We start from the raw sequence: 23,439 nt of genomic DNA on the forward strand, positions 1-23,439 counted from the left end.
TGGTGCGGATGTGCCTGCACACCACTATGGGCGATATCTTCAGAAATATGAACAGATAAGTTCATATGCTGTCACATTGGTCGCCTCACGCCTGCCATGGGCCCCGCCCGGCCCCGCCGTCAGCCGGACACACAGGAATCTCGGCGGCAGTAGACTTGTTGTGGCCCTGACACCGACGGCGGCGCACCCGACGGCGCCACGGCCCCGCGAGCACCCGAGCGACCCCCTGGAGAGGCGAGACCCCGTGACTGAGACCCCCGCAGAGGACCACGACCCCTTCGGCTTCGTCGGACTGACCTACGACGACGTCCTCCTGCTGCCCGGCGCCACTGACGTCATCCCGTCCGACGCCGACACCTCCACGCAGTTCAGCCGCAACATCACGCTGAACACCCCGGTGGCCTCCGCGGCCATGGACACGGTCACCGAGGCACCCATGGCGATCGCCCTGGCCCGGCTCGGCGGCATCGGCATCCTCCACCGGAACCTCTCCCTGGAGGACCAGGCGAAGCAGGTCGACCAGGTCAAGCGCTCGGAGTCCGGCATGATCTCCGACCCGGTGACGATCACCCCGGACGCCACGCTGGAGGACCTCGACGACCTCTGCGCCCATTACCGCGTTTCCGGGCTGCCGGTGGTCGACGCCGACCGGAAGCTGCTGGGCATCATCACCAACCGCGACATCCGCTTCGTCGCCTCCGAGGACTACCTGACCACCAAGGTCTACGAGAAGATGACCCCGCAGCCGCTCATCACCGCCCAGGTGGGCATCTCGCGCGACGAGGTCATCCAGCTCTTCTCCGAGCACCGGGTGGAGAAACTGCCGCTGGTGGACGACGACGGCCGCCTCACCGGGCTGATTACCATCAAGGACTTCGACAAGGCCGACAAGTATCCGCAGGCCACCAAGGACTCCGAGGGAAGGCTGCGCGTCGGCGCGGCGGTCGGATTCTTCGGTGAGGGCTTCGAACGCGCGATGGCGCTCATCGACGCCGGGGTGGACGCCCTGGTGGTCGACACCGCCAACGGCCACACCCGCGGGGTGCTGGACATGATCGCCAAGCTTAAGGCCGAGCCGCACGCCGCCGGGGTGGACGTCATCGGCGGGCAGGCCGCGACCCGTGAGGGTGCTCAGGCTCTCATCGACGCCGGAGCGGATGCGATCAAGGTCGGGGTGGGGCCGGGCTCCATCTGCACCACGCGGGTGGTCGCCGGGGTCGGCGTCCCCCAGGTCACCGCCATCCATGAGGCCGCCAAGGCCGCGATCCCGGCCGGTGTGCCGCTGATCGCAGACGGCGGGCTGCAGCACTCCGGTGACATCGGCAAGGCCCTGGTGGCCGGCGCGAACTCCGTGATGCTCGGCTCGCTGCTGGCGGGCGCCGCGGAGTCCCCCGGTGACCTGGTCTTCTACAACGGCAAGCAGTTCAAGGCCTACCGCGGCATGGGCTCGCTGGGAGCGATGCAGACCCGCGGGAAGAACACCTCCTACTCCAAGGACCGCTACTTCCAGGCGGACGTCCCCGACGACGAGAAGCTCATCCCCGAGGGCATCGAGGGCCAGGTGCCTTATCGGGGTCCGCTCTCCGCGGTGGTCCACCAGCTCACCGGCGGACTGCGTCAGACCATGTTCTACGTGGGTGCCCACACCATCGACCAGCTGAAGTCCAAGGGTAAGTTCGTGCGCATCACCTCGGCGGGGCTGAAGGAGTCTCACCCGCATGACGTGATGATGACCGTCGAATCGCCCAACTACCGGCGTCGCTGACGGCAGGCCTGATGATCACCACCCAGCCCGGGGCAGACCAGCACCGGATCGGACCGGCGCCCTACGTGGACTCGCCGGCGCTGTGCGCAGGAGACCACGGGCTGACCGCCTGGCGGCACTCCCGTGAGGCGTTGGCGCGGATCTCGTCCCTGGAGTTCCTGGCCGAGCTGGCCGCCGGCACCCTGCCGGCTGAGACCTTCGTGCATTATCTGCTGCAGGACTCGGCCTACCTCGCCGGATACGGGCAGGCGATGACCCTGCTGGCGGCTCGTGCTCCGTCGGCCGCGCACCGCCGGTTCTGGGCGCGGGCCACCTCGGACACGATTGCCGAGGAGCAAGCCATGCAGGCCGAGCTGATGAGCTCGGCGGAGTTCTCCGCCCTGGCCTCCGAGATGGCTGATGAGCACGACGCACCGCGCCCCTCGCCGACCACCCAGGGGTACACCAGTTGGCTGGTGGCCACCGCCGCAGTCGGCGATCACGCGGTGGCGGTCGCGGCGGTGCTGCCCTGCTTCTGGGTCTACGCCGAGGTGGGCCGACACCTCGTTGAAGACATCGGAGAGGCGATGGCCCATCATCCCTACCGCAGCTGGGTGCAGGTCTACTCGGACCCTGAGTTCGACCAGGCGGTGGAGGAGGCCATCGGCATCTTCGAGCAGCTCTACGAGGGTGCTGACGGGGCGCTGCGCGCCCGGATGCTGGCGGCCTTCGAGCAGGGCTGCGTCTACGAGCACCGCTTCTGGGCGGCGGCCCACGTCCGAGAGTCCTGGCGCACCGCACCGGTCGGCTGAGCAGATTCACCGGCGGAGAAGACTTGGGGCCCACGGGTCCCGCTGACCACGTTCTGACAACCTCTGCGAGAGCAAGGAGCACCAGTTGAGCAACGAGATCCCCATCGGTCTGGCCAAGAGCGGGCGACGCGCCTGGGCGCTGGACGACGTCGCCGTCGTTCCGAGCCGCAGGACTCGCAGCCCCCAGGACGTAAGCCTGGACTGGCAGATCGATGCCTACACGTTCAAGACCCCGGTCATCGGGGCGCCGATGGACTCGGTGATGTCCCCTGAGACGGCGATTGCGCTGGGGCGTCTGGGCGGGCTCGGTGTGCTCAACCTCGAGGGCCTGTGGACCCGATACGAGGACCCTTCCCCGGTGCTGGAGGAGATCGAGCATCTCGCTGAGGATGAGATCTCCCCGGAGAACACCCGGCGGCTGCAGCAGCTGTACTCGGAGCCGATCAAGGCCGAGCTGATCAAGGCACGGCTGGCTGAGATCCGGCAGGCCGGGGTGGTGGTCTCCGGCTCCCTGACTCCCCAGCGCACCCAGGAGTTCTACCAGACCGTGGTGGAGGCCGGGGTGGACATGTTCGTCATCCGCGGCACCACGGTCTCGGCCGAGCATGTCGCGCAGAACGGTGACCCGCTGAACCTCAAGGAGTTCATCTATGAGCTCGACGTCCCGGTGATCGTCGGTGGGGCGGCCGGCTACACGCCGGCGCTGCACCTGATGCGCACAGGCGCCGCCGGCGTGCTGGTCGGCTTCGGGGGAGGGTCCTCCACCACCACTCGTCGCGCGATGGGCATCCGCGTGCCGATGGCCACTGCCATCTCCGATGTCGCAGCGGCCCGTCGGGACTACCTGGACGAGTCCGGGGGCCGGTATGTCCATGTCATCGCTGACGGCGGCCTGGGCTCATCCGGCGACATCGTCAAGGCCCTGGCCATGGGCGCGGACGCCGTCATGCTGGGCACCACCCTGGCCCGCGCCGAGGAGGCGCCGGGTCGCGGCTGGCACTGGGGCCAGGAGGCCGTACACCCCGACTTCCCGCGCGGACACCGCACCCGGGTGGGCACCGTGGCGCCGCTGGAGGAGGTCCTCTGGGGGCCTGCCCATCACACGGACGGATCCTCGAACCTGATGGGCGGGCTGCGTCGGGCGATGGCCGCCACGGGCTACTCGGACCTGAAGTCCTTCCAGCGGGTGGACGCGATCGTCTCTCCGCTGGGCCAGCAGTCCCGCTGAAGCGGTCCTCAGCCCTGTTGAGCTGGTGAGTTTCCGCCCGAATCCGGCCCGCAGGGCTCGGGTTTCGGCGGAAACTCACCAGCTCAACGTCGTCCTGGGGTGTTCCCCGGGCCGTTGCCGGGGTGTCCCTCTCGCTCATGGCCACGACCCTCGCCTGAGCCATGCCCGTGGCCGTTGTTGTTCCCCGGTCCGCGCGGGGGCCAGGTCCCGCCGTCCTCGCCTGAGCCGTCCTCGTCACCTTCACCGGGGGCTTCGGTCGCCTCGAACCGCAGGTCGGCCACGATCGGGTCATGGTCCGAGGAGCGCCATATGTCCGCGCTGAACAGGTCGGAGGCGTTGCCGTTGTACCGGCTGTACTCCAGGGCGATCGGCTCCACGGCATTGATGTTCCAGACCTCCGCCTGGGAGATCGTCTCGGCGGCGGCTTCGGAGGCGAAGAGGTGGTCCAGGGACCCCACCTGGCCGTTGAACATGTAACTGTGCTGGCCGGTCTCCGCCGAGACGTTGGTGTAGTCGGCGCCGAGGAACTCCTGCAGCGGGTCCTCCATCTCATAGGAGTTGAAGTCACCCATCAGGTAGACCTTCTCGGTGCCGGTGTCCTCCTCCAGCGCGTCGGCAAAGGCCACCAGGGCGCGTGCCTGCTCCACCCGGTCGGCGTTCCAGGCGCCCTGTCCGTCGCCGGAGTCGGCGTTCGGTCCGCCGTCGGGCGCGGAGCCCTTGGACTTGAAATGGTTGACGACGGCGATGAAGCGATCCTGCTCGTCACCGCCCACCGGTTGGAACTCCTGGGCCAGCGGCTCGCGGGCGTTGGAGTAGACCTCGGCCAGGTCGAAGTCCTCCAACTCGGGGGTCATGATCTCGTCCACGCCCCCGTCGAAGAGGATGACCGACTCGCCCACCGGCTCCACAGCCTCGGGGCGGTAGATGAACCCGTTGCGGATCACATCCTCGTCCTCCGGGGCGGGTGCGGTCTCAGGGCTGGCCACGTAGGCCCAGGTGTCGGTGCCGAGGTCTTGGTTGAGGGCCTCGACGAGACGCTCGTGGGCAAGGTCGCGGTCGGCGTCGTCGGTGAAGTGGGCCGAGTTCTCCATCTCCTGCAGGGCGACGACGTCGGCGTCCATCGTCGTGATGGCGTCGACGATCTTCGCCTCCTGGCGTTTGAAGGACTCGGTGGACCAGGCGCCGCGCACCTCACACCAATCAGCGGTGGTGGGGTTCCCGTCACGGTCGGCGTGGTACTCGCAGCCCTCCTCGTCCTCGCCGAGGGTGACGAAGTAGTTGAGCACGTTGAAACCCGCGATGCGCAGGTCCGCATCACGCTCGGCCGGGGCGTCTCGGCCTTCCCGGGTGTTCTCGACGCGAGCCGGCTGGACCGCCTCGGCGCTGTCCGGGGTCAGCTGCGCGGTGGGTTGGAGGCGCCACTCATCGAAGCGGCGGTCCATGATCACTGTGTTCTCCCACTGGACCTCCGCCCCGATCCGGACCGGGTCCTCAGCAGTGAGATAGGGGAGCTCCTCGTCCCATCCGGGGGAGCGGGAGAAGTCGGTGGTGGCGGCGTCGTCCAGGTAGATGATCCGCTCGGCGTTCTCCTCCGCCAGGGCATCGGCCTCCGGGCCGGGCCTGTGGGCTGCGGTCGGGGTGGTCAGCGGCTCCTCGCCGAGGACGATGCCGATCTCCCCGAACTGGTTCAGCGTGTAGTGGTCGGTGACCGTGTAGGTGCCCTGCGGGTCGATGACCATGCCCAGCAGCGCCTCGCGCTCCGCATCGGTCTCAGGGATCTCGACCACGGCCGGCTTGACCGCCTCATGCGTCTCGTCGGTGATCAGAGCGAACTCATGCTCCGGGGTCTGCGAGGAGCCCGGGTAGAGCGAGAGCTGGACCTGCCCCGAGTAGGTGGTGACATCTGCGGTGATCTCCACGAAGTCGCCGATCTCCACCTCGTCGGCCCGCCAGGGTGAATAGACGAAGATGCCGTCGGAGGCTGCGTGGGTCTCCAGGTCGAGGTCTCCGCCGGTGCCCTCGGTCTGCAGCGTGAACCCGTTGAAGCCACCGGTCGGGTAGGCGCCCGTGACCACGCCGCGCACGGTGACCGGCTGCTCGAGTAGCTCGTTCTCCGCCGAATCCAGGCTGCGCGGGATCTCATGGATCTCCAGGTCCGTCGGCTCCTGGCGCTCGGGCTCCTCCGGCTCATGGACCGCTTGCTCCCCAGCGCTGTTGGTCGGGGTGATGGCCTCCGAGAGGGCAAAGTCTGCCGAGTTGTCATCGGTGTCCACGGCCTCGTCCACCCGGGCGATGGAGCGCACGTCGGCACTGCCTGACGGCGACGGCGCGGCCGCGGTCTCAGAGGTGTTCGCTCCTCCGTACCCCAGCAGGTCGACGACGTCCTCATGGTCCCGCACATCGCCGAGAGGGAGGTCCAGGCGCTCAGGTGTGGAGGCCAGCCAAATGACACCGTCGCGGATGGCGGTACCGCCGCTGAGCCGGGCGTCGGGCTCGGGGAGGGCCTCGCCGTCACCGGCGCTCAGACCGGGGTTGGCGATCAGGTAGTGGCCGCCGGGTTCGATGGCGCCAGTCAATGTCACGTGGCCCGAGGGCGTCAGATCGTCCTCGCCGCGGGATGCCGGGCGGTAGGACATCGCCCAACCCTCGAGGTCCACAGGCTCGTCTCCGGGGTTGTGCAGCTCGATGAACCGTTCGTCGAAGGCGGCGTCCTGGCCGGCACCGGTGGTGTAGACCTCGCTGATGACGACGCTCTCGGCACGTTCGACGGATGGGGTGGTCGAGGCTTCGGCCGGGGCGGCGGTCGCGGGCGTAGGGATGATCAGTGAGGCGGCGAGGCCGGCGGAGGCGATCCCCGCGAGCACGCGGGGTGCGCGTCTCCTGGCAGATGTGTCACCTGGTGTATGCATGGGGCGGAGTCCTCATCGTGTGGTGATCGTGTCGTGCGGTCTTCAGTGGTCCGGTGCGCCGACCCGTGGGTGTGATCCACGTCATCGTCGGTCGCCGGCACACAGTTTAGGGCGGGGCTCTGACACGGTGGCTCGAGAACCCTTCGGCCAGCTCTCGGAGGCGTTCAGCCGGGTCAGTCGGTCAGGCGGCGCCGTCCTCGCCGCACCAGCAGGATGCCCGCAGTCAGCAGCACGAGTGCGCCGAGTCCGAGCCAGAGGATGCCGGGAGCCCCGGTGCTTGCCAGCGGGTCACCGGGCGTCGCCGCAGAGGAGCCCGGAGCGTCCGGGCCTGTGGCGGCGTCGCCCGTGGGTGCGCCGCTGCCGGGCTGGTCAGCCGTCTGAGCCGCCCCTGATGCGTCGGTCAGGTTGCCGGCTGAGGTGGTGTCCTCGGCGGTCTCAGCCCTGGTTTCAGCCTCGGTCTCAGCCCCGGGCGTCTCGGCGCCGTCGTCGGAGTCGGGCCGGTCCTCCTCGGGACGATCCACGTCCACCCCGTCGTCGGTGCGCTCGTCAGCGGATTCGTCAGTCGTGGGATCCTCCGTGACCCGTATCGGGACGGCCAGTTCGGTGCCGGTCACCGGCTCGGTGAGCAGCAGCTCGGCGATGCCGCCTTCGGCCTCCACGCCCTCGGGCACCGTCACGGTGACCTCGGCCTGGCCTCGCAGATCCTCGTGGTCCACCGTGGACAGGTCGATCGGGAACCCGCCGACGTCGACGCCGCCCAGCTCGGCCTGCAGCGTCTCTCCGGCGGGGACGTCCTCGGCGCTGTAGGCCAGTCCGCCGATGTCCAGGGAGATCTCATCACCGGGGGCGTGCACCGCGTCCGGGTCGCCGTCCCAGCTGACCGCCACGGCCCGGCGCCGCAGATCGGGCTCCAGGGTCTCCTGCTCGGCCGCGTAGCTGACGAAGGCCTCGAGGTCATTCATCCCGGTGTCCACGGCCTGCGGGGACTCCAGGACGACGTCGACCCCGCCGCCTCCGGCCGCCATGTAGGAGTTCATCGCCACCTGGTAGGTGGCCTCGGGATCCACCGGCTCGTCATCGATCCGCACTTCGGTGATGCGCTGACCCGCAGGTGCCTCGGGGTCGACGACGTAGCTGACCTCGGCCGACTGGGCATGCTTGGAGAAGCCGCCGTCATCGCGCCACTGCTGTTCGAAGAGCTCGCGCACCTGCGCTCCGGTGAGCTCCACAGTGACCAGAGTGTTGGCGAAGGGCTGGACCGCCGCCAGGTCCCGGTAGGCGAGCTCGCCCTGGGGCAGATCTGCACGCAGCCCGCCCGAGTTGGTGATGGCGAAGTCGACGTCGGGCTGGGTCTGCCGCACCGCCCACACCTGGGCGTCGGCCACCAGCTCGCCCACAGTGGAGGCCGCGCCCCGGTTCTCGGAGCCGTCGGAGTTCACCGCGCGGCGGAACGGCACCTCGCCGGCGGTCTCGGCGACCACTTCCGCCCCGAGCTCGTCGGCGACCTCCACCGCATCGGCGACGATCTCGGAGACATGCTCGTCCGGTTCACAGATCGGGGCGCCGTCGACCACCAGGTCGACGGTCTCGGCATGGCTCACGAGTACCTCGCCGGTGCTGGTGTCCACGGAGAGGTCCACGCGGGAGATCTGCTCCCCGTACTCACCGCCCTGCACCAGCTGCAGCCCGTCCAGGTCATGGGCGTAGGACTGGTGGGTGTGGCCGCTGAAGATCGCGTCCACCGACGGGTGCGGATCATCCACCAGCTCCCCGAAGGAGCGGCTCTGCGCGCTGGCGGGATCCGTGCCGGGCAGGCCCTCATGGGCGAGCACGACGACGACGTCGGCCTCTCCGTCGGCCGGGTCCCCGTTGGTCAGCTGCTCGGCGTACCGGCCGACCTCCTCCTTCATGGAGGTCCACTCGATGCCCTCGATCCCGGCGGGGTTGACCAGGCCCGGCATGTCCTCGGTGATGATACCGATGAAGCCGATCGTCACACCGGCCACCTCGGTGAGGTGGTACGGCTCGTAGAGGTGCTCGCCGTCGGCGTCGCGGATGTTGGCACCGATGTGGGGGAATCCGGCCTCAGGCAGGACTCGATCGTCCACGTCGTCGGCGCCGGCGTCGAACTCATGGTTGCCCAGCACCGAGACTTCCAGATCCATGGCCGCCAGGGAGTCCAAAGTCGGCTGGTCCTGCTGGATGAAGGAGGTGAAGGTGGAGGCCCCGATGTTGTCCCCGGCGGAGACGAACACCGTGTGCGGGTTCTCGGTGCGCACCTGGTCCACTGCGCAGGCCAGCACCGCAGCCCCCGGGACGTCGCCGGCGGGCTCGAGCCGGCCGTGGAGGTCGTTGACTCCGACGATGCTCAGCTCGACGACCTCACCGGTCGTGCTGTCCTCGGCGGCGGGTGCGGCCAGGGCGCTGCTCGGGGCCAGGAGGGCGAAGGCGAGGCCCGCAGAGAGCCCGGCGGCTCCTCGGAAGCGTAAACCGCGGGTGCTGCGGATACGAGGTGTCGGCGGCACGGGAGGCCGAGTCGGTGTGGTCACGTGTTCTCCCTCATCAGGTGCTCAGATCAGGTGCTCAGATCGTTGTCCATCCAAACAGAATGTGGAGAACAGGAACAGGCCTCACGGTGAACAGCGTCGGTCCTTCGGCCTCGAGGAGTTGCCGCCGGAGGCCGTCCTCTGGATGAATGTCCCCATGGCCGGTCACGCGGAACAGAGCTCAGGGGAGCGGATCATCGAGGCCGCAGGTCAGCTGGAGGCTGTCCACCGGGAGCTGGAGATCCTCGAGTCCGACGGCGGCGTCGCCGTCACGACCCGGGTGAGGCAGAGCTTCGCCGTGGACCTGGAGGAGCTCTGGCAGTGCTGTGTGCGGGAGGACAGGCTGGCTCGATGGTTCGCCCCGGTCACCGGTGATCTGCGGCTGGGCGGCCGGTTCAGCGTGCAGGACAACGCCACCGGCACTGTGGAGCGCTGTGCGCCGCCCGGCGGAGGCCAGGTGGGGGAGATGCAGCTGAGCTGGGAGTTCGGCCGGGACGTCTCCCAGGTGGTGGTCCGCTGTGAGGCCGCGGAACCGTACGGCGGCGAATCGGCGAGCCATGGCCCCGAGGCGGAGTGCTCCTCCCGGCTGACCGTGGAGCATCGCGGGCTGATCCCCTGGGACTTCTGGTCCACATACGGTCCAGGTGCCGGGGGAGTGGGCTGGGACCTCGCGCTGCTCGGGCTGGCCCATCACCTGCGCACCGGCAGCACGGTGCCGGCGGAACAGACCCTCTGGGTCACCACCGCGGGCGCCGAGGAGTTCATCGCCGGCAGCAGCGCCGCGTGGGGCAGGGCCTCGGAGGCGGCCGGGACCCCTGCCGAGGCGGCCGCGGCCGCCTCGGGACGCACCACGCGCTTCTACACGACCCCTGACTCTGAGGAATGACTGATGAGCACCCCTGACGTCCGCCCCGTGGGCGACCTTCCCGACGCGATCGGCAAGACCGCGGCCCGCGAGCTGTCCACCCACGGCATCCGGAGCCTCGCGGATGCCGCCTCACATGCTCCGAAGGAGCTGTTGGCCATCCATGGAGTGGGCCCCAAGGCCATCCGCATCCTCACCGAGGCGCTCGCGGAGAAGGGGATGTCCTGGTCGGCCCGGTGAGGCAGACCCGTGCCATGCCGCTGGTCTACGCTGATCAGACCGTTCCAGACGTGATGGAGACCGGAGGACAGAGTCTCCCGCATGGGTGGATTCCACAGCACTGTGATCCCTGAGGGGGACCCATGCAGACCGATCTCCGCCGGACCGCGACAGCGGCCACCTGCACCCTGCTCGCCCTGAGCCTCAGCGGCTGTGTGACGTTGGGGGAGGCGCGAGAAGTCGAGGAGGACCCCGCCGTCGAGGTTGCCGGGGAATCACCGGAGGTCGAGGAGGCGAGTCCCTCGCCTGAGTCCCCCGAGGTGGACGAGGACGACGAGAGCCTCGATGGCGATGAAGACGCTGGCGAGGACGTGGCCGACGATGAGGCCGACGCGGAAGGCGATGAGACCGAGGTCGAGCGGCAGGATCCGGACGACGAGGCTGAAGACGAGGCTGAAGGCGACGTCGAGGAGGCTGACGAGGTCACCGAGGATGAGGCTGACGGCCCCCGGGGCACCCGGGAGGACCCGTTCTCCCTGGGAGAGTCCTTCGCCCACGATGATTGGGAGGTGGTGATCAACGAAGTCACCCCGGAGGCGGATGACCAGGTCCTTGCCGAGAATCAGTTCAACGATCCAGCCCCTGACGGGACCTCCTACATGCTGATCCACACCACGGTGACCTATCACGGAGCGGATTCCGAGATGATTATGATGGGCGTCGACTTCGCCTTCGTGAGCGGCTCGGGTGAGACGTACAGCAGCTTCGACACGCTCTCGATTCCGCCCGACGAACTGGACACCTGGCAGGAGCTCTACACTGGTGGCTCCGCCGAGGGAAACATCGCGATCGCTGTGCCCGACGAGGGCGATGGCCTGATCCGGGCGCGACTCGGTTTCATCAGCACGGACGACGGGTTCTTCGCGGTGAACTGACCAGAGCCTCAGACAAAGCGAAGGCCCCCGACCAGAAACTCCTGGTCAGGGGCCTGCAAACTGGCGGTGACGGTGGGATTTGAACCCACGGTACGGGGTTACCGTACACGACATTTCGAGTGTCGCACCTTCGGCCGCTCGGACACGTCACCTCAGACCTGAAGATGCTACCGAAGAAGCGCGTCCGGTTCCAATCGGGGCCCCTCAGTCTGCGGCGTGGAACAGCGCGTGCACGTCACTGGCGGTGCGTCTGCCGCCCAGTGCCTCGAGCTCGAGCACGACGGCGGCTCCGGCCACCTCGCCACCGAGCGCGGCGACGATCTGTCGGGAGGCGGCCAGGGTGCCTCCGGTGGCGAGCACATCATCGACCAGCAGCACCCGCGCTCCTGGCTCGAGCACCCCGGGGGCCTCTATCACCGCGGAGCCGTACTCCAGGTGGTATTCGATGCTCGCGGCAGGGTTCGGCAGCTTCCCGGCCTTGCGGATGGGCAGCATGCCGACCCCCGAGGTGGCGGCGATGGTGCCGGCCAGGAGGAAGCCGCGGGCCTCGATCCCGGCGACGACGTCGAAGGTCCCGGCGAAGGGGGCGATCAGCGCCTCGGTGATGGTACGCAGGGCCTCGGCGTCTACCAGCAGCGCCGAGATGTCACGGAAGAGCACGCCCGGCTCCGGGTAGTCAGGGGTCAGGGTGATCAGCGCCTCGGCGCGGGCCAGAGAGTCGGTCAGCTCGGCGTCGTGGCGGGCCGGTTCTCGGGACCCGGGTGCGGTGGAGGGAGATGGGGCGGAGGGCACCGCGCAACTCTAGCAACCCGTGAGGGCCTCCGGGCGGCTCCCGTGGCAGGGATCTCGTGCGCACCAGCTGCCCGGCTCATTCCGCACCTGGGTTCGACCGCAGACGCTGCGCGAAGAACCTGCTCAGTTGGGCGGCACACTCCTCGGCCCGCACCTCCGGGTGGACCTCTACCCAATGGTTGAGCCTCGGTTCTCGCAGGATGTCGAACACCGAGCCGGCCCCTCCGGCCTTCTCGTCCCAGGCACCGAAGATCACCCGTCGGATGCGGGAGAGCACGATGGCCCCGGCACACATGGGGCAGGGCTCCAGGGTCACCGCCAGGGTGCAGTCCTCCAGCCGCCAGGTGCCGCGCCGGCGTGCGGCCTCGCGCAGCGCGATGATCTCCGCATGGCCGGTCGGGTCGCCGTCGGCCTCGCGGGTGTTGTGGCCCTCGCCGATGATCTCACCCTCCGGGGAGACGACGACGGCGCCCACCGGCACATCCCCGGCGGCGGCGGCCTGCTCGGCCAGGGCGAGGCAGCGTCCGACCAGCTCCGCCTGCACGGCGGCATCCCGAGGGTCCCGGGAGGGCACGGAGGGCGGGCCGCGACGCGGATCGTGGTGCGGGGCAGGGGGCATGGGACCAGCGTACTGGCGCTCGACGCCCTGGTAGTTTGGTCGCATGCGTGTACAGGTCGTGGAACACCCCCTCATCGCCCACAAGCTCACCCAGCTCCGGAGGGTGGAGACCAGCTCGAACCACTTCCGGCAGCTCACCAAGGAGCTGGTGATGCTGCTCTCCTATGAGGCCAGCGATTCGATCGCGACCGAACCGATCACCATCACCACTCCTGTCACCGAGACCGAGGGCACCCAGTTGTCCGGTCCCACCCCGCTGGTGGTCCCGATCCTGCGCGCCGGCCTCGGCATGCTCGACGGCATGACGTCGATGATCCCCACCGCGGAGGTCGGTTTCCTCGGGATGGCGCGCAACGAGGAGACCCTCGACATCATCACCTACGCCGAACGTCTGCCCGACGACCTCACCGGCCGTCACGTCTTCGTGCTCGACCCGATGCTGGCCACCGGCGGCACGCTGGCGGAGGCCATCGGATTCCTCAAGCGCCGCAACGCCGCCGAGGTCACCTGCATCTGCCTGCTGGCCGCCCCGGAGGGCATCGCCCGGCTGGAGGAGGAGGTCGGCGATCTCGACGTGGACCTGTACCTGGCCGCCATCGACGAGAGGCTCGATGAGAACGCCTACATCGTGCCTGGCCTCGGTGATGCCGGAGACCGCCTCTACGGGCTGGCGGAGTGAGTCCAGGCCCTCCTGGGAGGACCTGGTCAGGCGCCGCCCGGCTGCAGCCGCTATGATTCGCGCCTTGCCTGGAGGCCCGGCGACGTCCGGGTGGCGGAGCTCGGCGCTGCTGTCCTCCGGTCCACCACAGCGCCGGGGCGCCTGCGACGGTGGTTCTGCGGCGTTCCTCGAGGCCGCTTGCAGTCTTCCTCCGCGGTCTGGCGAGCCCTCATTCGCCCCCTGAAAACGTGAGCCTGCTCACAAACACGCCGTATGGTCTCAGCATGTGGAATATTCCAGGCTTTGTTACTTGCTTTTTTCTTTTATGACATGGAGTCTTGAGGTCGAATCCACCGGCCCGTAGCCAGGGAGAACCAGCACATGTCCGCACGTCCGAGTCAGGTCCCCAACCCCGGGTATGTCCACGTGTCCGTGCGCAACGCGGCACGTCGTGCGGAGATCGCGCGTCGAATGCGCGACGGCGGTGAGCAGGCAGCCCGGGGCAGGTCCAGCCGCACCAGGTCCTCCGAGCAGCCCCGAACCGGCCCGGTCCCCGTAGTGGCCCAGAACGGGGGAGGGCCCCAGCTGGTCCAGCCCGACGTCGTCGCCCGCGGGTTCGTCGTCTACGTGGGCCTCGACGAGGACACCGCCACCGCCGCCGGCACCTCGCTGCACAAGATCGCCAGTGAGCTGCGCGACTACGTCGAGTCCATCGCCCCGGAGTCGCAGGTCCACATCGCGATGGCCATGGCATCGGCCGCCGCAGAGGGCAGCGATCTCGACGTCGTGAGGCAGGCGCTCGGTGATCCGACCGTCACGCACCGCACCATGGAGGCGCCCATCGCCGCGCCGCAGGCCCCGACGAACTCCGGAGTGCTGATCGACCTCTCCCGGCGCGAGGTGAAGCTTGACGGGGAGAGCCTCAATCTCACCTACAAGGAGTTCGAGCTGCTGAACTACCTCGTGGAGAACGGCACCCGCACCGTGGGCCGTGAGGAGCTCCTGCAGGCCCTGTGGCGCAACATCGATGCGGACCAGATGCCCAACGAGCGCACCATCGACGTGCACATCCGTCGGCTGCGCTCCAAGCTGGGTCGGCTCGCGAACACGGTGCGCACCGTGCGCGGCCAGGGCTACCGGTTCTACGAGCACCCCGAGGTCACCGTCTGGGCCGCCCCCGAATACAGCATCTGATCGGCGCCACGCGCCCCGGGAGGAGATCATGACCGACTCCGTCGAACTGCTCGTCCTCCGCCACGCCCAGGCCGGGCACGCCTTCTCCGAGGACGACCATGGCCGCACGCTCACCATCCATGGCGCGGAGCAGGCCCGCGCCGTCGGGCAGCGGATGGTGCAGCACCAGGTGATGCCGGACGCCACCGTCTGCTCCGATGCCATGCGCACCCGGCAGACCTGCCTCTGGATCAACCATGAGCTCGGCGAGAAGGCTCCCACCCCGTACCTCGACGGTCGTCTCTACGGGGCCTCGTCCCGGCACATGCTCGCCATCATCAACGAGACTCCGGAGACCGTGCGACGGCTGCTGGTCATCGGCCACCTGCCCACGGTGCAGGACCTCTGCATGGAGCTGGCCTCCGTGGACTCACAGGAAGATCCGGTGCTGCGCCTGGCCTCCCGCTACCCGACGGCGGGCCTGGCCCGTTTCGTCATCGACAGGCCCTGGGCCGAGCTGGACGGGCGGGACTCTCGGCTTGTGGACTTCTGGGACTGATGCCGGCGCACCGTCGGGGCTGAGCAGGACCCCAGACGCACGGAGGCCGGTGCGCAGATCCTCAGGATCCGCGCACCGGCCTCCGTGCGTCGGGCTGCGTGGCCTCGCAGGATGAGAGTCAGTCGTCCTGTTCGGTCTCCAGGATGCGCACCAGCTCGTCGAGTGCGGAGTCGGCACCGTCGCCCTCAGCAGTGAGCACGACCTGGTCGCCGAACTCGGCACCGATGCCCATCAGGCCCAGGATGCTGCCTGCGTCGAAGGTCTCCTCGGGGCTGTCCGCCTTCGCGATGCTCACCTCCACGGGCTGTGCGCTCGCCGCTTCTGCGAAGACGGCCGCAGGACGCGCGTGCAGTCCTGCCTTGGAGCCGATGGTTGCGGTCCTCTGGGCCATGGGTTCTCCTCCTGCTGGTCTGGAGTCGTGCTCGGGTGAGCGTGATGCCCTGCGGCGTCTCCGCCGCAGGTCTGTACACATCTTATGGTGTGCCGGGCCTCAGGCGAGGCCCAGCTCCTGCAGCGCCGGCAGCTGGGCGACGACGGCGGCGCGGGCCTCGGACGAGGAGCGAGCGGCGGTCGCGGCCGCGGCGAGCTCCTCGGCCTGGGCGAGACTGACGGTGCGCAGCACGGCGGCCACCGAAGGCAGGGCCGCGGCACTCATCGACAGAGAGGTCGCGCCGAGTCCCACCAGCACCGGAGCCAGTGCGGGGTCCGCGGCCGCCTCGCCGCAGACGCCCACCGGGCCGTGGGAGGCGGAGCCGGTGGCGCCGATGAGCTGCAGCACCGCAGGCTGCCAGGCGTCGTTGAGGGCGGCCAGCGAACCCAGCTGACGGTCCGAGGCCATCGTGTACTGGGTGAGGTCGTTGGTGCCGATGGAGACGAACTCGACTTCTTCAGTGATCGGGCCGGCGGTCAGCGCGGCCGCCGGCACCTCGATCATCACCCCGGGCGTCTTCAGCCCTGCGTGCTCGGCCATCGTGCGGAACTGGGCGGCCTCCTCGGCGGTGGAGATCATCGGGGCCATCACCCAGACGTCGACGCCCTCCCCGGCGGCCTTCTCCGCCTCCGCGACGGCGGCCAGCTGACGGGCCAGCACCCCGGGGGAGGAGTGCTCGGTGCGGAAGCCGCGCACGCCCAGCGCCGGGTTGGGCTCCTGGGCATCGGTGAGGAAGGGCAGCGGCTTGTCGGCGCCGGCGTCGAGGGTGCGCAGCACGACCTTCGCCGGAGCCTCGGCAGTGCCGCGGGAGGTGAAGGCCTCGAAGACCTCGCGGTAGGCGGAGACCTGCTCCTCATGGCTCGGCTCGGAGTCGCGGTCGAAGAAGAGGAACTCGGTGCGGAACAGGCCCACGCCCTGGGCGCCCGCCGCCGCGGCGGCACGCGCGTCAGCGCCGTTGCCCACATTGGCCAGCAGCGGCAGTGCGGCGCCGTCGGCGAGCCGGCCGTCGCCGTCGAATGCGGAGATCTGCGCGCGGCGTGCACGGTGGGCCTCCACCTCGGCGCGGAGCTCCTCGGTGATCTCGGTGTCGATGACGCCGGCGGCGCCGTCGACGTGGACCTCGGTGCCGTCGGCGATCTGCAGCACTCCGGGGGCGGCGACCACCGCAGGCAGGTCCAGGGAGCGGGCGATGATCGCGGTGTGCGACTGAGGCCCGCCGTCCTGGGTGACGAGCGCCAGGACCTTCTGCGGGTCCAGCGTGGCGGTGTCGGCCGGGGCGAGGTCCTCAGCCAGCAGGATGAACGGGGTGTCGCTGTGCGGGATGCCCGGCGGGGTGATGCCGCGCAGCTGGGCGATGACGCGGTCCCGCACGTCGCGGACATCGCGCTGGCGCTCGGCCATCTTCCCGCCCAGGGAGGCGAGCATCGAGGTGACCTCGGCGGCAGCCTCGTAGAAGGACCGCTCTTCGGTCTTGCCCCCAGAGATCCGTTTGAGCGCCGCCTTCTTTAGCATGGAGTCGGTGGCCATCATGGCAGTGGCCTCCAGCACCCCCTTGGCGTCCCCGCTGGCCTCCGCGGCGCGGGCGCGCAGCTGCTCGGCGACGGCGGCCGTGGCCGACTCCAGGGACTCGACGGCGCTGGCCTCGCTGAGGCCCGAGTCGCGCGGGGCGTTCTCCGGTTCGGCGACCGGCTCCGGCATGGACAGCACTGGTCCGACGGCGCGTCCGGGGCAGACCCCCACTCCGGTGAACCGGGTGCCCGGAAGGGTGCTCGCAGGCTGAGCGGGGGCTGTGCTGATGTTCTCGGGGGAGCTCATGGATGAATCCTAGGTGGTGCGGTGCGGATCTGGGCACGCGGGACGGCCTGTGACGCGGCCCGCGTGGGAGCACGCCGATGCGGCGGGCCCGGGGTGTGCCGGGGCCGCCGCATCGGCGCGGGGTCAGGGGTCGGTCACCGGGGGGGGGGGTGGCCGAGGGGCAGCGGAGCTGCTCCGGTCAGGCGGTCGCCGTCGCGGGCTGGGCGGCGGCCGGAACTCCTGGCGGGGTGCTGCGGGTCCACCGCTTCAGAGCGATGACCACGAGGGCGGTCACCACGGATCCGGCGAGCACTGCCAGGACGAACAGGACGAAGGAGTCGATCGCGAAGAACACGAACGCGCCGCCGTGTGGCGCCTGGGAGGTGACTCCCATGGCCATCGTCAGGGCGCCGGTCACCGCACCGCCGGCCATCGCCGAGGGCAGCACGCGCAGCGGGTCGGCCGCGGCGAACGGGATCGCCCCCTCGGAGATGAACGCGGCACCGAGCAGGACCGCCGTCTTGCCGTTCTCCCGCTCCGCGACGGTGAACAGGCTCCGGTCCAGGAAGGTGGCCAGCGCCATGCCCAGTGGCGGCACCATGCCGGCGGCCATGACCGCGGCCATGATCATCAGCGGGCCCGGGTTGTCGGTGATGGATCCCGCGGCGAGACCGGCCACGGCGAAGGAGTAGGCCACCTTGTTGATCGGACCGCCCAGGTCGATGCACATCATCAGCCCCAGTACGATGCCCAGCACGACGGCGGCGGTGCCGGTCATTCCGGACAGCCAGGACTCCAGCGCTGTGGTCAGCTGGGCGATGGGTCCGCCCAGGAGCAGGAACATGAGCCCGGAGGAGACGGCGGTGGCGATCAGCGGGATGATGACCACCGGCATCAGGCCGGCCAGCCAGCGGGGCACCTCCAGACGGCGGAAGCCTGCTGCCACGGCACCGGCGAGGACACCTCCGACGATGCCGCCGATGAATCCGGCGTCCATGGTCACGGCGACCATGCCGGCGGTGAAGCCGGGGGCGATGCCGGGCCGGTCGGCCATGCCGTAGGCGATGTAGCCGGCCAGGGCGGGCACCAGGAAGCCCATCGAGGTCGCCCCGATCGTGAAGGCCACCGCGCCCAGGTAGGTGAGCAGCCCTCCGTCGGGAAGGTTGAAGAGGGTGTTGCCGAGCGCGACGTCGTCCGCGACCTCGGTGATGTCATATCCGCCGAGCAGGAAGCCCAGCGCGATGAGCAGGCCACCGGCGGCGACGAACGGGATCATGTAGGAGACACCGGTCATCAGCACGCGCTGGGTCTTCTTGCCGAAGCTCTCGTCGGGGCCGGCGTGGGACTCCTCGCCGGACTCCTCGGCGGAGACACGCGGGGCGTTCGGGTCGTCCACGGCGGCCAGCGCCCGGTCGACCAGCGCGTGGGGCTCATCGATGCCGCGCTTGACGGGCACGTGGATCACGGGCTTGCCGGCGAACCGGGCCTTGTCCCGGACGTCGACGTCCACGGCGAAGATCACTGCGTCGGCGGCCGAGACGACGTCGGCGGGCAGCGCGGTGGCGCCTGCCGAGCCCTGCGTCTCGATGTGGATCTCCACGCCCTTCTCCTCGGCGGCCTGCTTGATCGCGTCGGCGGCCATGTAAGTGTGGGCGATGCCGGTGGGGCAGGCGGTGACGGCGACCAGCCGCCGAGTGCCTGGCGCGGGCGCGGCCGGCACCGCAGATGCAGCGGGTGCCTCGGGTGGGGCGTCGGCGGGCCGGGAGGCGGCGGCGTCCTCGAGCTCGGCCACCGCCGGTGCCACGGCCTCGGTGACGAGGTCCACCACCTGCTGCTCGTCGGCGGCCTCGCGCAGGGTGGCGACGAAGTCCTTCCGCACCAGCGAACGGGCCAGGGCGGCGAGGATCTTCAGGTGGGCCTTGTCGGCGCCGTCGGGCGCGGCGATGAAGAACACCAGGTCGGCAGGGCCGTCCTTGGCGCCGAAGTCCACCGGCTCGTCCAGACGGGCGAAGGCCAGCGTGGCCTCGTGGACGGCCGAGGTGCGGCAGTGTGGGATGGCCACACCGCCGGGCATGCCGGTGGCGGACTTCTCCTCACGTGCCCAGGCGTCGGCGATGAGGGAGTCGGCGGCCGTGGTGCGGCCCGCCTGCTGGACGCGGGAGGCCAGGGAGACGATGACCTCCCGCTTGTCGCTGGGGCGGATCTCGTCAAGGCTGACGAGCTCCGGAGTGATGATGCTGTTCATGGCGTGGGCCTCGCAGTTCTGGTGCGGTGTTTCGTGGCGGTCCGGCAGATGCGCCCGGCTGAAGGGCCGGTGGATCAGGCGGGATGGGGTTCCACGACGACGACGTCGAGGTCGAGATCTTCCGGGCTCGGCATGACCGATCCGGGGAGAGCGGCGGCCGCACGACCTTGTGCCGCGGCCTGGCGGAGACGGTCGGCGGTGCTCCGACCGAGCTGGTCGGCCAGTAGGAAGCCGGCCAGGGAGGCGTCACCGGCGCCGACGGTGGAGCGTGCCACGAGCTCGGGGCCCCAGGCGCGCAGCACCTGGGCCTCGGGCTCGGCCGGGACGAACAGCGCCCCGTGGGCGCCGAGGGTGACCAGGGCGGCGCGGACGCCGTGGTCCTGGGTGGTGCGGACGAGGCGGAGCACGTCGTCGGGGCGGCGCTCCAGCTCCTCGGCCCGGATCGAGGTGCCGTCGGGGAAGAGCGGCGCCTGACCGGTCAGCAAAGTGACCAGCTCCAGCAGCTCCTCACCGTTGGGCTTGATCAGTTCCGGCTCCGCGGCGACGGCGGCGGCCAGCGCGGGCCCGGAGGAGTCCAGGGCGATCTTCGGGGTGCGGCCGTCGCAGGCGGTACGCAGCCCGGTGATGACCTGCGCATAGAAGTCGGTGGGCACGCCGGGGGGCAGTGAGCCGGCCAGCGCGGCCCAGGAGGCGCCGTCTGCGCTGCTGAGGGTCAGGGAGAGCAGGGCCTGGGTGCGCACGGTGTCGAAGGCGGGGCCGGGCTCGTTGATCTTGGTGGTGGTTCCGGCTGGGTCGGTCACGGTGATGTTCGTGCGCACTGCTTCGCCGAGGGCGAGTCCTCGGTGGGGCACATGAATCTCGCGCAGTGCGGCGAGGACTGGGTCGGCGGCGTCGCCGGGGAGCACCGCCAGGGTCTCCTGGCCGGCGGCGACCAGGGCGCGCGAGATGTTCACGCCCTTGCCGCCGGGTTCTGCTGAGGCGCGCACCGCGCGCTGGACGGCGCCGGGGGCCAGCGGGGCGTCCAGCTCGACGGTCTTGTCGAGACTGGGGTTGGGGGTGAGGGTGATGATCATCGTGGCACCGCCACGACGACAGTCACCTCGGCGGCCTCGAGGGCCTCGGCGAGTTCGGCTTCGGGCTCGGCATCAGTGATGAGCACGGAGATCTCTTTCAGCTCGGCAAAGCGGATGAGGGTGGAGCGGCCGAGCTTGGAGGAGTCGGCCAGCAGCACCGAGGTGCGGGCGGCACGGAGGAGCGCGGACTTCATGGCGGCTTCTGCGGCATCCGGAGTGGAGAGGCCGAAGGCGGCGTCGACACCGTTGGTGCCCAGGAATGCGACGTCGGCCTGACGGCGGGCCAGGGTCGCCAGGGCCTGCTCCCCGACCACCGCGCCGGTGAGGCCGCGCACCTGGCCGCCGAGGATCTCGACGTCGACGGCGCCGACGTCGCTGAGCTTCTGGGCGATGGGCACGGCGTTGGTGATCAGCATCCGGGAACCGGCCGGGTCGGCATCACGGACCTCCTCGGCGATGAGGTCGGCGAGGGCTTCGGTGGAGGTGCCGGCGTCCATCAGCAGGGAGCCGGTGCCGGCAGGGGGGAGGAACTCCAGTGCGGCGCGGGCGATGGCCTGCTTCTGCTCGGCCCGGCTGGAGCGGCGGTCCCGCCAGGAGGTCTCCGTGCGGGAGGAGGGGGAGGAGGAGACCGCGCCGCCGTGCACGCGCCGCAGGGAGCCCGCGGACTCCAGCTGGTCCAGGTCGCGCCGGACGGTCTCGCGGGTGACGAAGAGATCCTCGGCGATCTGCTGAACGGTCACTGTGCCGTGGGTGCGCAGGTGGGCCAGGATGCGTTCGTGGCGCTCCGGGGCGAGCAGGGCCATAGCGTCCTCCGGTCCTCGGCGGTGAGAGTGCAGGGGTTTTGGTTCCGGGGCGCCTCCGGCTGCTCGGCTCCGTGGGCTGGGCCACGGAGCCTGGGCGGACCGAAGGACGCTGTGAGTGTGATTCTACCCACGTTCGGTGGGATTTGCCAGACTTTATCTGTGTTTTTCTGTGGATGCAACGCCGTGCAGGGGTGCCCAGTCCGGATTCCGCTACAGTGCCGGAGACATGACCTGCCGTGCAGAGCTGGAGGGGGGGCCGCCCATGGCTTGGAGGATCGAACCGCTGTCCGCAGCGCATCGGGACCGGCTGCTGCGCTTCGAGGAGCGCAACCGTGAGTACTTCGCCCACTTCATCCCTGACCGTGGAGACGCCTTCTTCGAAGAGTTCGACCAGCGCATGCAGGCGCTGCTGGACGCGCAGTCCGCAGGCACCGATCTGCTCCACGTGATCGTCACCCACGCCCCTGAGACGCCCGAGCCGGCGAGGGAGCCGACGGCATGCGCGGAGGAGATCATCGGTCGGATCAATCTGATCGACGTCGACGCCGGCCAGGCCACGCTCGGGTATCGGGTCGCGGAGTCTGTGAGCGGCCGAGGCGTGGCCACGTGGGCGGTGGCGAAGATCTGTGAGCTCGCGGTCCGGTCCTACGGGCTCCGAGTCATCACCGCGGACGTCTCCCACGAGAACCCCGCCTCCCGGCGTGTGTTGGAGAGCAATGGCTTCCAGGAGGCCGGCGCGACCAGCTGGGAGGGCGGCAGCGGGGTGCGCATGAGGCGCTGCCTCTGACCCCCGCGCGTTTTTCGGGCTTCGCCGCCGTCGAGCCTTGGGGCCCTCCTCCGGGCACCTAAGCCCTTGTCCGGCGCGTGGGGCAGGTTCTACCGTGGCGGTGGCCGTGCGCCGATGGCGTCGCCGGCACAGAGCACATCCGCACTGTGAAGGAGAACTCCATGGACACTGCGTTCCACCGCCCGCTCTCGGCCACCTGCGGGCTGCGTGTCAGCCCGCTCGCTCTGGGCACTCTGCCCTTCGGCGGCGCCCACGGCATGGAGCACATGGGAGATCTGGACGCCCGGGAGGCAGCCGCCCTGCTGGATCGCGGCGCAGAGGCCGGCATCAACCTGGTCGACACCGCCAACTTCTACTCCCTGGGAGTGGCCGAGGAGATCCTGGGCGAAGCGCTGCGGATCAGCGACCACGGCGACTCCTGGCTGGTCACCACCAAGGCCCGGCTCGCCGTGGGGGAGGGCCCCAACGACGCCGGCGCCTCACGCTGGCACCTGCTGCAGCAGGTCGAGCAGTCGCTGCGCCGCATCGGCCGGGATCACATCGACCTGTTCTACCTGCACCACTGGGACGGCGAGACGCCGCTGGAGGAGACCCTGCAGACCATGGACGGGCTGGTCCGCAGCGGGAAGATCCGCTACTACGGCGTCTCCAACTACACCGGCTGGCAGCTGATGAAGGCCCTCATGGTCTGCGAGCGGCACGGATTCATCAAGCCCGTGGTCCAGCAGATCCATTACAGCCCCAGTGCGCGGGAGGCCGAATACGAGATGATCCCCGCCGCCAGCGACCAGGGCATCGGCACGCAGGCCTGGAGTCCGCTGGGCATGGGCCTGCTCACCGGCAAGCACCGCCGCGGAACCTCGCCTGAGGGCGGGACCCGGATGACCGACGGCGACGGTTCCGATCTGCGGGTCGGCGACTGGGGGACGCTGTACGACGTCGTGGAAGCCCTCGACGAGGTGGCCGCCGGCCTGGGTGCGACGATCCCGCAGGTGGTGCTCGCCTGGCTGCTGCAGCGTCCGGGGGTGACGAATCTGGCCGTGGCCGCCCGCAGCATGGAGCAGTGGGAGGACCTGCTGGGTTCCCTGCACCTGGAGCTCGGCGAGGAGGAGCACGCCCGTATCGAGGAGGCTGCCCGGCCGGGGATCGCCTACCCGTTCTGGCACCAGGCGGACATGGCCTCGGAGCGCATCACCGAGGGTGAGCGGAGCATCGTGGAGGCCATGCAGGCCCAGCTGGGCTGACCAC

20 protein-coding genes and 1 tRNA gene are annotated in these 23,439 nt (G+C 69.8%); 11 read left to right on the forward strand and 10 right to left on the reverse strand.

Annotated features, from left to right (window positions below; all coding sequences use genetic code 11):
* Positions 1-244 precede the first annotated feature (244 nt).
* The 3 genes from guaB to ODE13_RS03670 all read left to right on the forward strand — a co-directional run bounded on the left by guaB (position 245) and on the right by ODE13_RS03670 (position 3,784).
* On the forward strand, positions 245-1,765 hold the full coding sequence (gene guaB / locus ODE13_RS03660; RefSeq protein WP_179540785.1) for an IMP dehydrogenase: 1,521 nt from the start codon (positions 245-247) through the stop codon (positions 1,763-1,765).
* Positions 1,766-1,776: 11 nt separating this feature from the next.
* Positions 1,777-2,556: a TenA family protein gene (locus ODE13_RS03665; RefSeq protein ID WP_322478017.1), complete on the forward strand. Its 780-nt coding sequence runs from the start codon at positions 1,777-1,779 to the stop codon at positions 2,554-2,556.
* Between the two features lie 85 nt (positions 2,557-2,641).
* The gene (locus ODE13_RS03670) at positions 2,642-3,784 is read left to right on the forward strand and encodes a GuaB3 family IMP dehydrogenase-related protein (RefSeq protein ID WP_179540783.1); all 1,143 of its coding nucleotides are present in this window, start codon (positions 2,642-2,644) and stop codon (positions 3,782-3,784) included.
* 83 nt (positions 3,785-3,867) lie between these two features.
* Here the strand turns inward: ODE13_RS03670 and ODE13_RS03675 are convergent, their stop codons facing one another.
* Both ODE13_RS03675 and ODE13_RS03680 read right to left on the reverse strand, forming a co-directional pair.
* Entirely contained in the window at positions 3,868-6,648 is a 2,781-nt protein-coding gene (locus tag ODE13_RS03675) for an ExeM/NucH family extracellular endonuclease (protein WP_322478018.1), read from the reverse strand.
* Between the two features lie 218 nt (positions 6,649-6,866).
* Complete coding sequence (locus ODE13_RS03680; protein ID WP_322478019.1) at positions 6,867-9,242, reverse strand: bifunctional metallophosphatase/5'-nucleotidase; 2,376 nt, start codon at positions 9,240-9,242, stop codon at positions 6,867-6,869.
* Between the two features lie 154 nt (positions 9,243-9,396).
* On the opposite strand from ODE13_RS03680, the gene ODE13_RS03685 reads away from it, so the two are divergent.
* The 3 genes from ODE13_RS03685 to ODE13_RS03695 all read left to right on the forward strand — a co-directional run bounded on the left by ODE13_RS03685 (position 9,397) and on the right by ODE13_RS03695 (position 11,258).
* On the forward strand, positions 9,397-10,125 hold the full coding sequence (locus ODE13_RS03685; RefSeq protein WP_322478020.1) for a polyketide cyclase: 729 nt from the start codon (positions 9,397-9,399) through the stop codon (positions 10,123-10,125).
* A gap of 3 nt (positions 10,126-10,128) precedes the next feature.
* The gene (locus tag ODE13_RS03690; RefSeq protein WP_322478021.1) at positions 10,129-10,344 is read left to right on the forward strand and encodes a helix-hairpin-helix domain-containing protein; all 216 of its coding nucleotides are present in this window, start codon (positions 10,129-10,131) and stop codon (positions 10,342-10,344) included.
* A gap of 122 nt (positions 10,345-10,466) precedes the next feature.
* A complete protein-coding gene (locus ODE13_RS03695) occupies positions 10,467-11,258 on the forward strand; it encodes a hypothetical protein (RefSeq protein ID WP_322478022.1) in 792 nt (263 codons plus the stop codon).
* A gap of 61 nt (positions 11,259-11,319) precedes the next feature.
* Here the strand turns inward: ODE13_RS03695 and ODE13_RS03700 are convergent.
* The 3 genes from ODE13_RS03700 to tadA form a co-directional block, all read right to left on the reverse strand.
* Positions 11,320-11,410, reverse strand: a tRNA-Ser gene (locus ODE13_RS03700).
* 52 nt (positions 11,411-11,462) lie between these two features.
* Positions 11,463-11,984, reverse strand: coding sequence for an adenine phosphoribosyltransferase (locus ODE13_RS03705; protein ID WP_322478353.1), 522 nt, complete (start codon positions 11,982-11,984; stop codon positions 11,463-11,465).
* Positions 11,985-12,126: 142 nt separating this feature from the next.
* Positions 12,127-12,669 (reverse strand): tRNA adenosine(34) deaminase TadA, encoded by a 543-nt coding sequence (tadA, locus tag ODE13_RS03710; RefSeq protein WP_322478023.1) that lies wholly within the window; start codon positions 12,667-12,669, stop codon positions 12,127-12,129.
* A 43-nt stretch (positions 12,670-12,712) separates the two neighbouring features.
* Here tadA and upp point away from each other — a divergent pair, with 43 nt between their 5' ends.
* From upp to ODE13_RS03725, 3 genes are all read left to right on the forward strand, one after another.
* On the forward strand, positions 12,713-13,348 hold the full coding sequence (gene upp, locus ODE13_RS03715; RefSeq protein WP_179540764.1) for a uracil phosphoribosyltransferase: 636 nt from the start codon (positions 12,713-12,715) through the stop codon (positions 13,346-13,348).
* Between the two features lie 360 nt (positions 13,349-13,708).
* Positions 13,709-14,521 carry a winged helix-turn-helix domain-containing protein gene (locus ODE13_RS03720; protein ID WP_322478024.1) on the forward strand — a complete coding sequence of 271 codons (813 nt, stop codon included), beginning with the start codon at positions 13,709-13,711 and terminating at the stop codon, positions 14,519-14,521.
* 28 nt (positions 14,522-14,549) lie between these two features.
* Complete coding sequence (locus ODE13_RS03725) at positions 14,550-15,059, forward strand: SixA phosphatase family protein (protein WP_322478025.1); 510 nt, start codon at positions 14,550-14,552, stop codon at positions 15,057-15,059.
* Between the two features lie 118 nt (positions 15,060-15,177).
* Here ODE13_RS03725 and ODE13_RS03730 read toward each other — a convergent pair whose 3' ends face one another.
* The 5 genes from ODE13_RS03730 to ODE13_RS03750 all read right to left on the reverse strand — a co-directional run bounded on the left by ODE13_RS03730 (position 15,178) and on the right by ODE13_RS03750 (position 21,404).
* Complete coding sequence (locus ODE13_RS03730) at positions 15,178-15,450, reverse strand: HPr family phosphocarrier protein (RefSeq protein ID WP_179540761.1); 273 nt, start codon at positions 15,448-15,450, stop codon at positions 15,178-15,180.
* A 99-nt stretch (positions 15,451-15,549) separates the two neighbouring features.
* Positions 15,550-17,304, reverse strand: a complete 1,755-nt coding sequence (ptsP, locus tag ODE13_RS03735) for a phosphoenolpyruvate--protein phosphotransferase (protein WP_322478026.1) — start codon at positions 17,302-17,304, stop codon at positions 15,550-15,552.
* A gap of 178 nt (positions 17,305-17,482) precedes the next feature.
* A complete protein-coding gene (locus ODE13_RS03740) occupies positions 17,483-19,528 on the reverse strand; it encodes a fructose-specific PTS transporter subunit EIIC (protein WP_322478027.1) in 2,046 nt (681 codons plus the stop codon).
* Positions 19,529-19,602: 74 nt separating this feature from the next.
* Positions 19,603-20,601, reverse strand: a complete 999-nt coding sequence (locus tag ODE13_RS03745; RefSeq protein WP_322478028.1) for a hexose kinase — start codon at positions 20,599-20,601, stop codon at positions 19,603-19,605.
* Positions 20,598-21,404, reverse strand: coding sequence for a DeoR/GlpR family DNA-binding transcription regulator (locus tag ODE13_RS03750; protein WP_322478029.1), 807 nt, complete (start codon positions 21,402-21,404; stop codon positions 20,598-20,600). The genes ODE13_RS03745 and ODE13_RS03750 overlap by 4 nt, the downstream gene beginning before the upstream one ends.
* Before the next feature lie 262 nt (positions 21,405-21,666).
* Between ODE13_RS03750 and ODE13_RS03755 the strand changes: the two genes are divergently transcribed.
* The gene (locus ODE13_RS03755) at positions 21,667-22,191 is read left to right on the forward strand and encodes a GNAT family N-acetyltransferase (protein ID WP_322478030.1); all 525 of its coding nucleotides are present in this window, start codon (positions 21,667-21,669) and stop codon (positions 22,189-22,191) included.
* 161 nt (positions 22,192-22,352) lie between these two features.
* Positions 22,353-23,435 (forward strand): aldo/keto reductase, encoded by a 1,083-nt coding sequence (locus ODE13_RS03760; protein ID WP_322478031.1) that lies wholly within the window; start codon positions 22,353-22,355, stop codon positions 23,433-23,435.
* Positions 23,436-23,439: the final 4 nt, after the last annotated feature.

Source organism: Nesterenkonia sp. HG001 (assembly GCF_034438835.1).
Classification (GTDB): domain Bacteria; phylum Actinomycetota; class Actinomycetes; order Actinomycetales; family Micrococcaceae; genus Nesterenkonia; species Nesterenkonia xinjiangensis.

Coding starts and splice junctions, on each gene's coding strand:
- ODE13_RS03665 (WP_322478017.1), top strand. CDS start 1,777: ATGATCACCACCCAGCCCGGGGCAGACCAGCACCGGATCGGACCGGCG.
- ODE13_RS03685 (WP_322478020.1), top strand. CDS start 9,397: ATGGCCGGTCACGCGGAACAGAGCTCAGGGGAGCGGATCATCGAGGCC.
- ODE13_RS03690 (WP_322478021.1), top strand. CDS start 10,129: ATGAGCACCCCTGACGTCCGCCCCGTGGGCGACCTTCCCGACGCGATC.
- ODE13_RS03695 (WP_322478022.1), top strand. CDS start 10,467: ATGCAGACCGATCTCCGCCGGACCGCGACAGCGGCCACCTGCACCCTG.
- tadA (WP_322478023.1), bottom strand. CDS start 12,669: ATGCCCCCTGCCCCGCACCACGATCCGCGTCGCGGCCCGCCCTCCGTG.
- upp (WP_179540764.1), top strand. CDS start 12,713: ATGCGTGTACAGGTCGTGGAACACCCCCTCATCGCCCACAAGCTCACC.
- ODE13_RS03720 (WP_322478024.1), top strand. CDS start 13,709: ATGTCCGCACGTCCGAGTCAGGTCCCCAACCCCGGGTATGTCCACGTG.
- ODE13_RS03725 (WP_322478025.1), top strand. CDS start 14,550: ATGACCGACTCCGTCGAACTGCTCGTCCTCCGCCACGCCCAGGCCGGG.
- ODE13_RS03730 (WP_179540761.1), bottom strand. CDS start 15,450: ATGGCCCAGAGGACCGCAACCATCGGCTCCAAGGCAGGACTGCACGCG.
- ptsP (WP_322478026.1), bottom strand. CDS start 17,304: ATGAGCTCCCCCGAGAACATCAGCACAGCCCCCGCTCAGCCTGCGAGC.
- ODE13_RS03740 (WP_322478027.1), bottom strand. CDS start 19,528: ATGAACAGCATCATCACTCCGGAGCTCGTCAGCCTTGACGAGATCCGC.
- ODE13_RS03745 (WP_322478028.1), bottom strand. CDS start 20,601: ATGATCATCACCCTCACCCCCAACCCCAGTCTCGACAAGACCGTCGAG.
- ODE13_RS03750 (WP_322478029.1), bottom strand. CDS start 21,404: ATGGCCCTGCTCGCCCCGGAGCGCCACGAACGCATCCTGGCCCACCTG.
- ODE13_RS03755 (WP_322478030.1), top strand. CDS start 21,667: ATGGCTTGGAGGATCGAACCGCTGTCCGCAGCGCATCGGGACCGGCTG.
- ODE13_RS03760 (WP_322478031.1), top strand. CDS start 22,353: ATGGACACTGCGTTCCACCGCCCGCTCTCGGCCACCTGCGGGCTGCGT.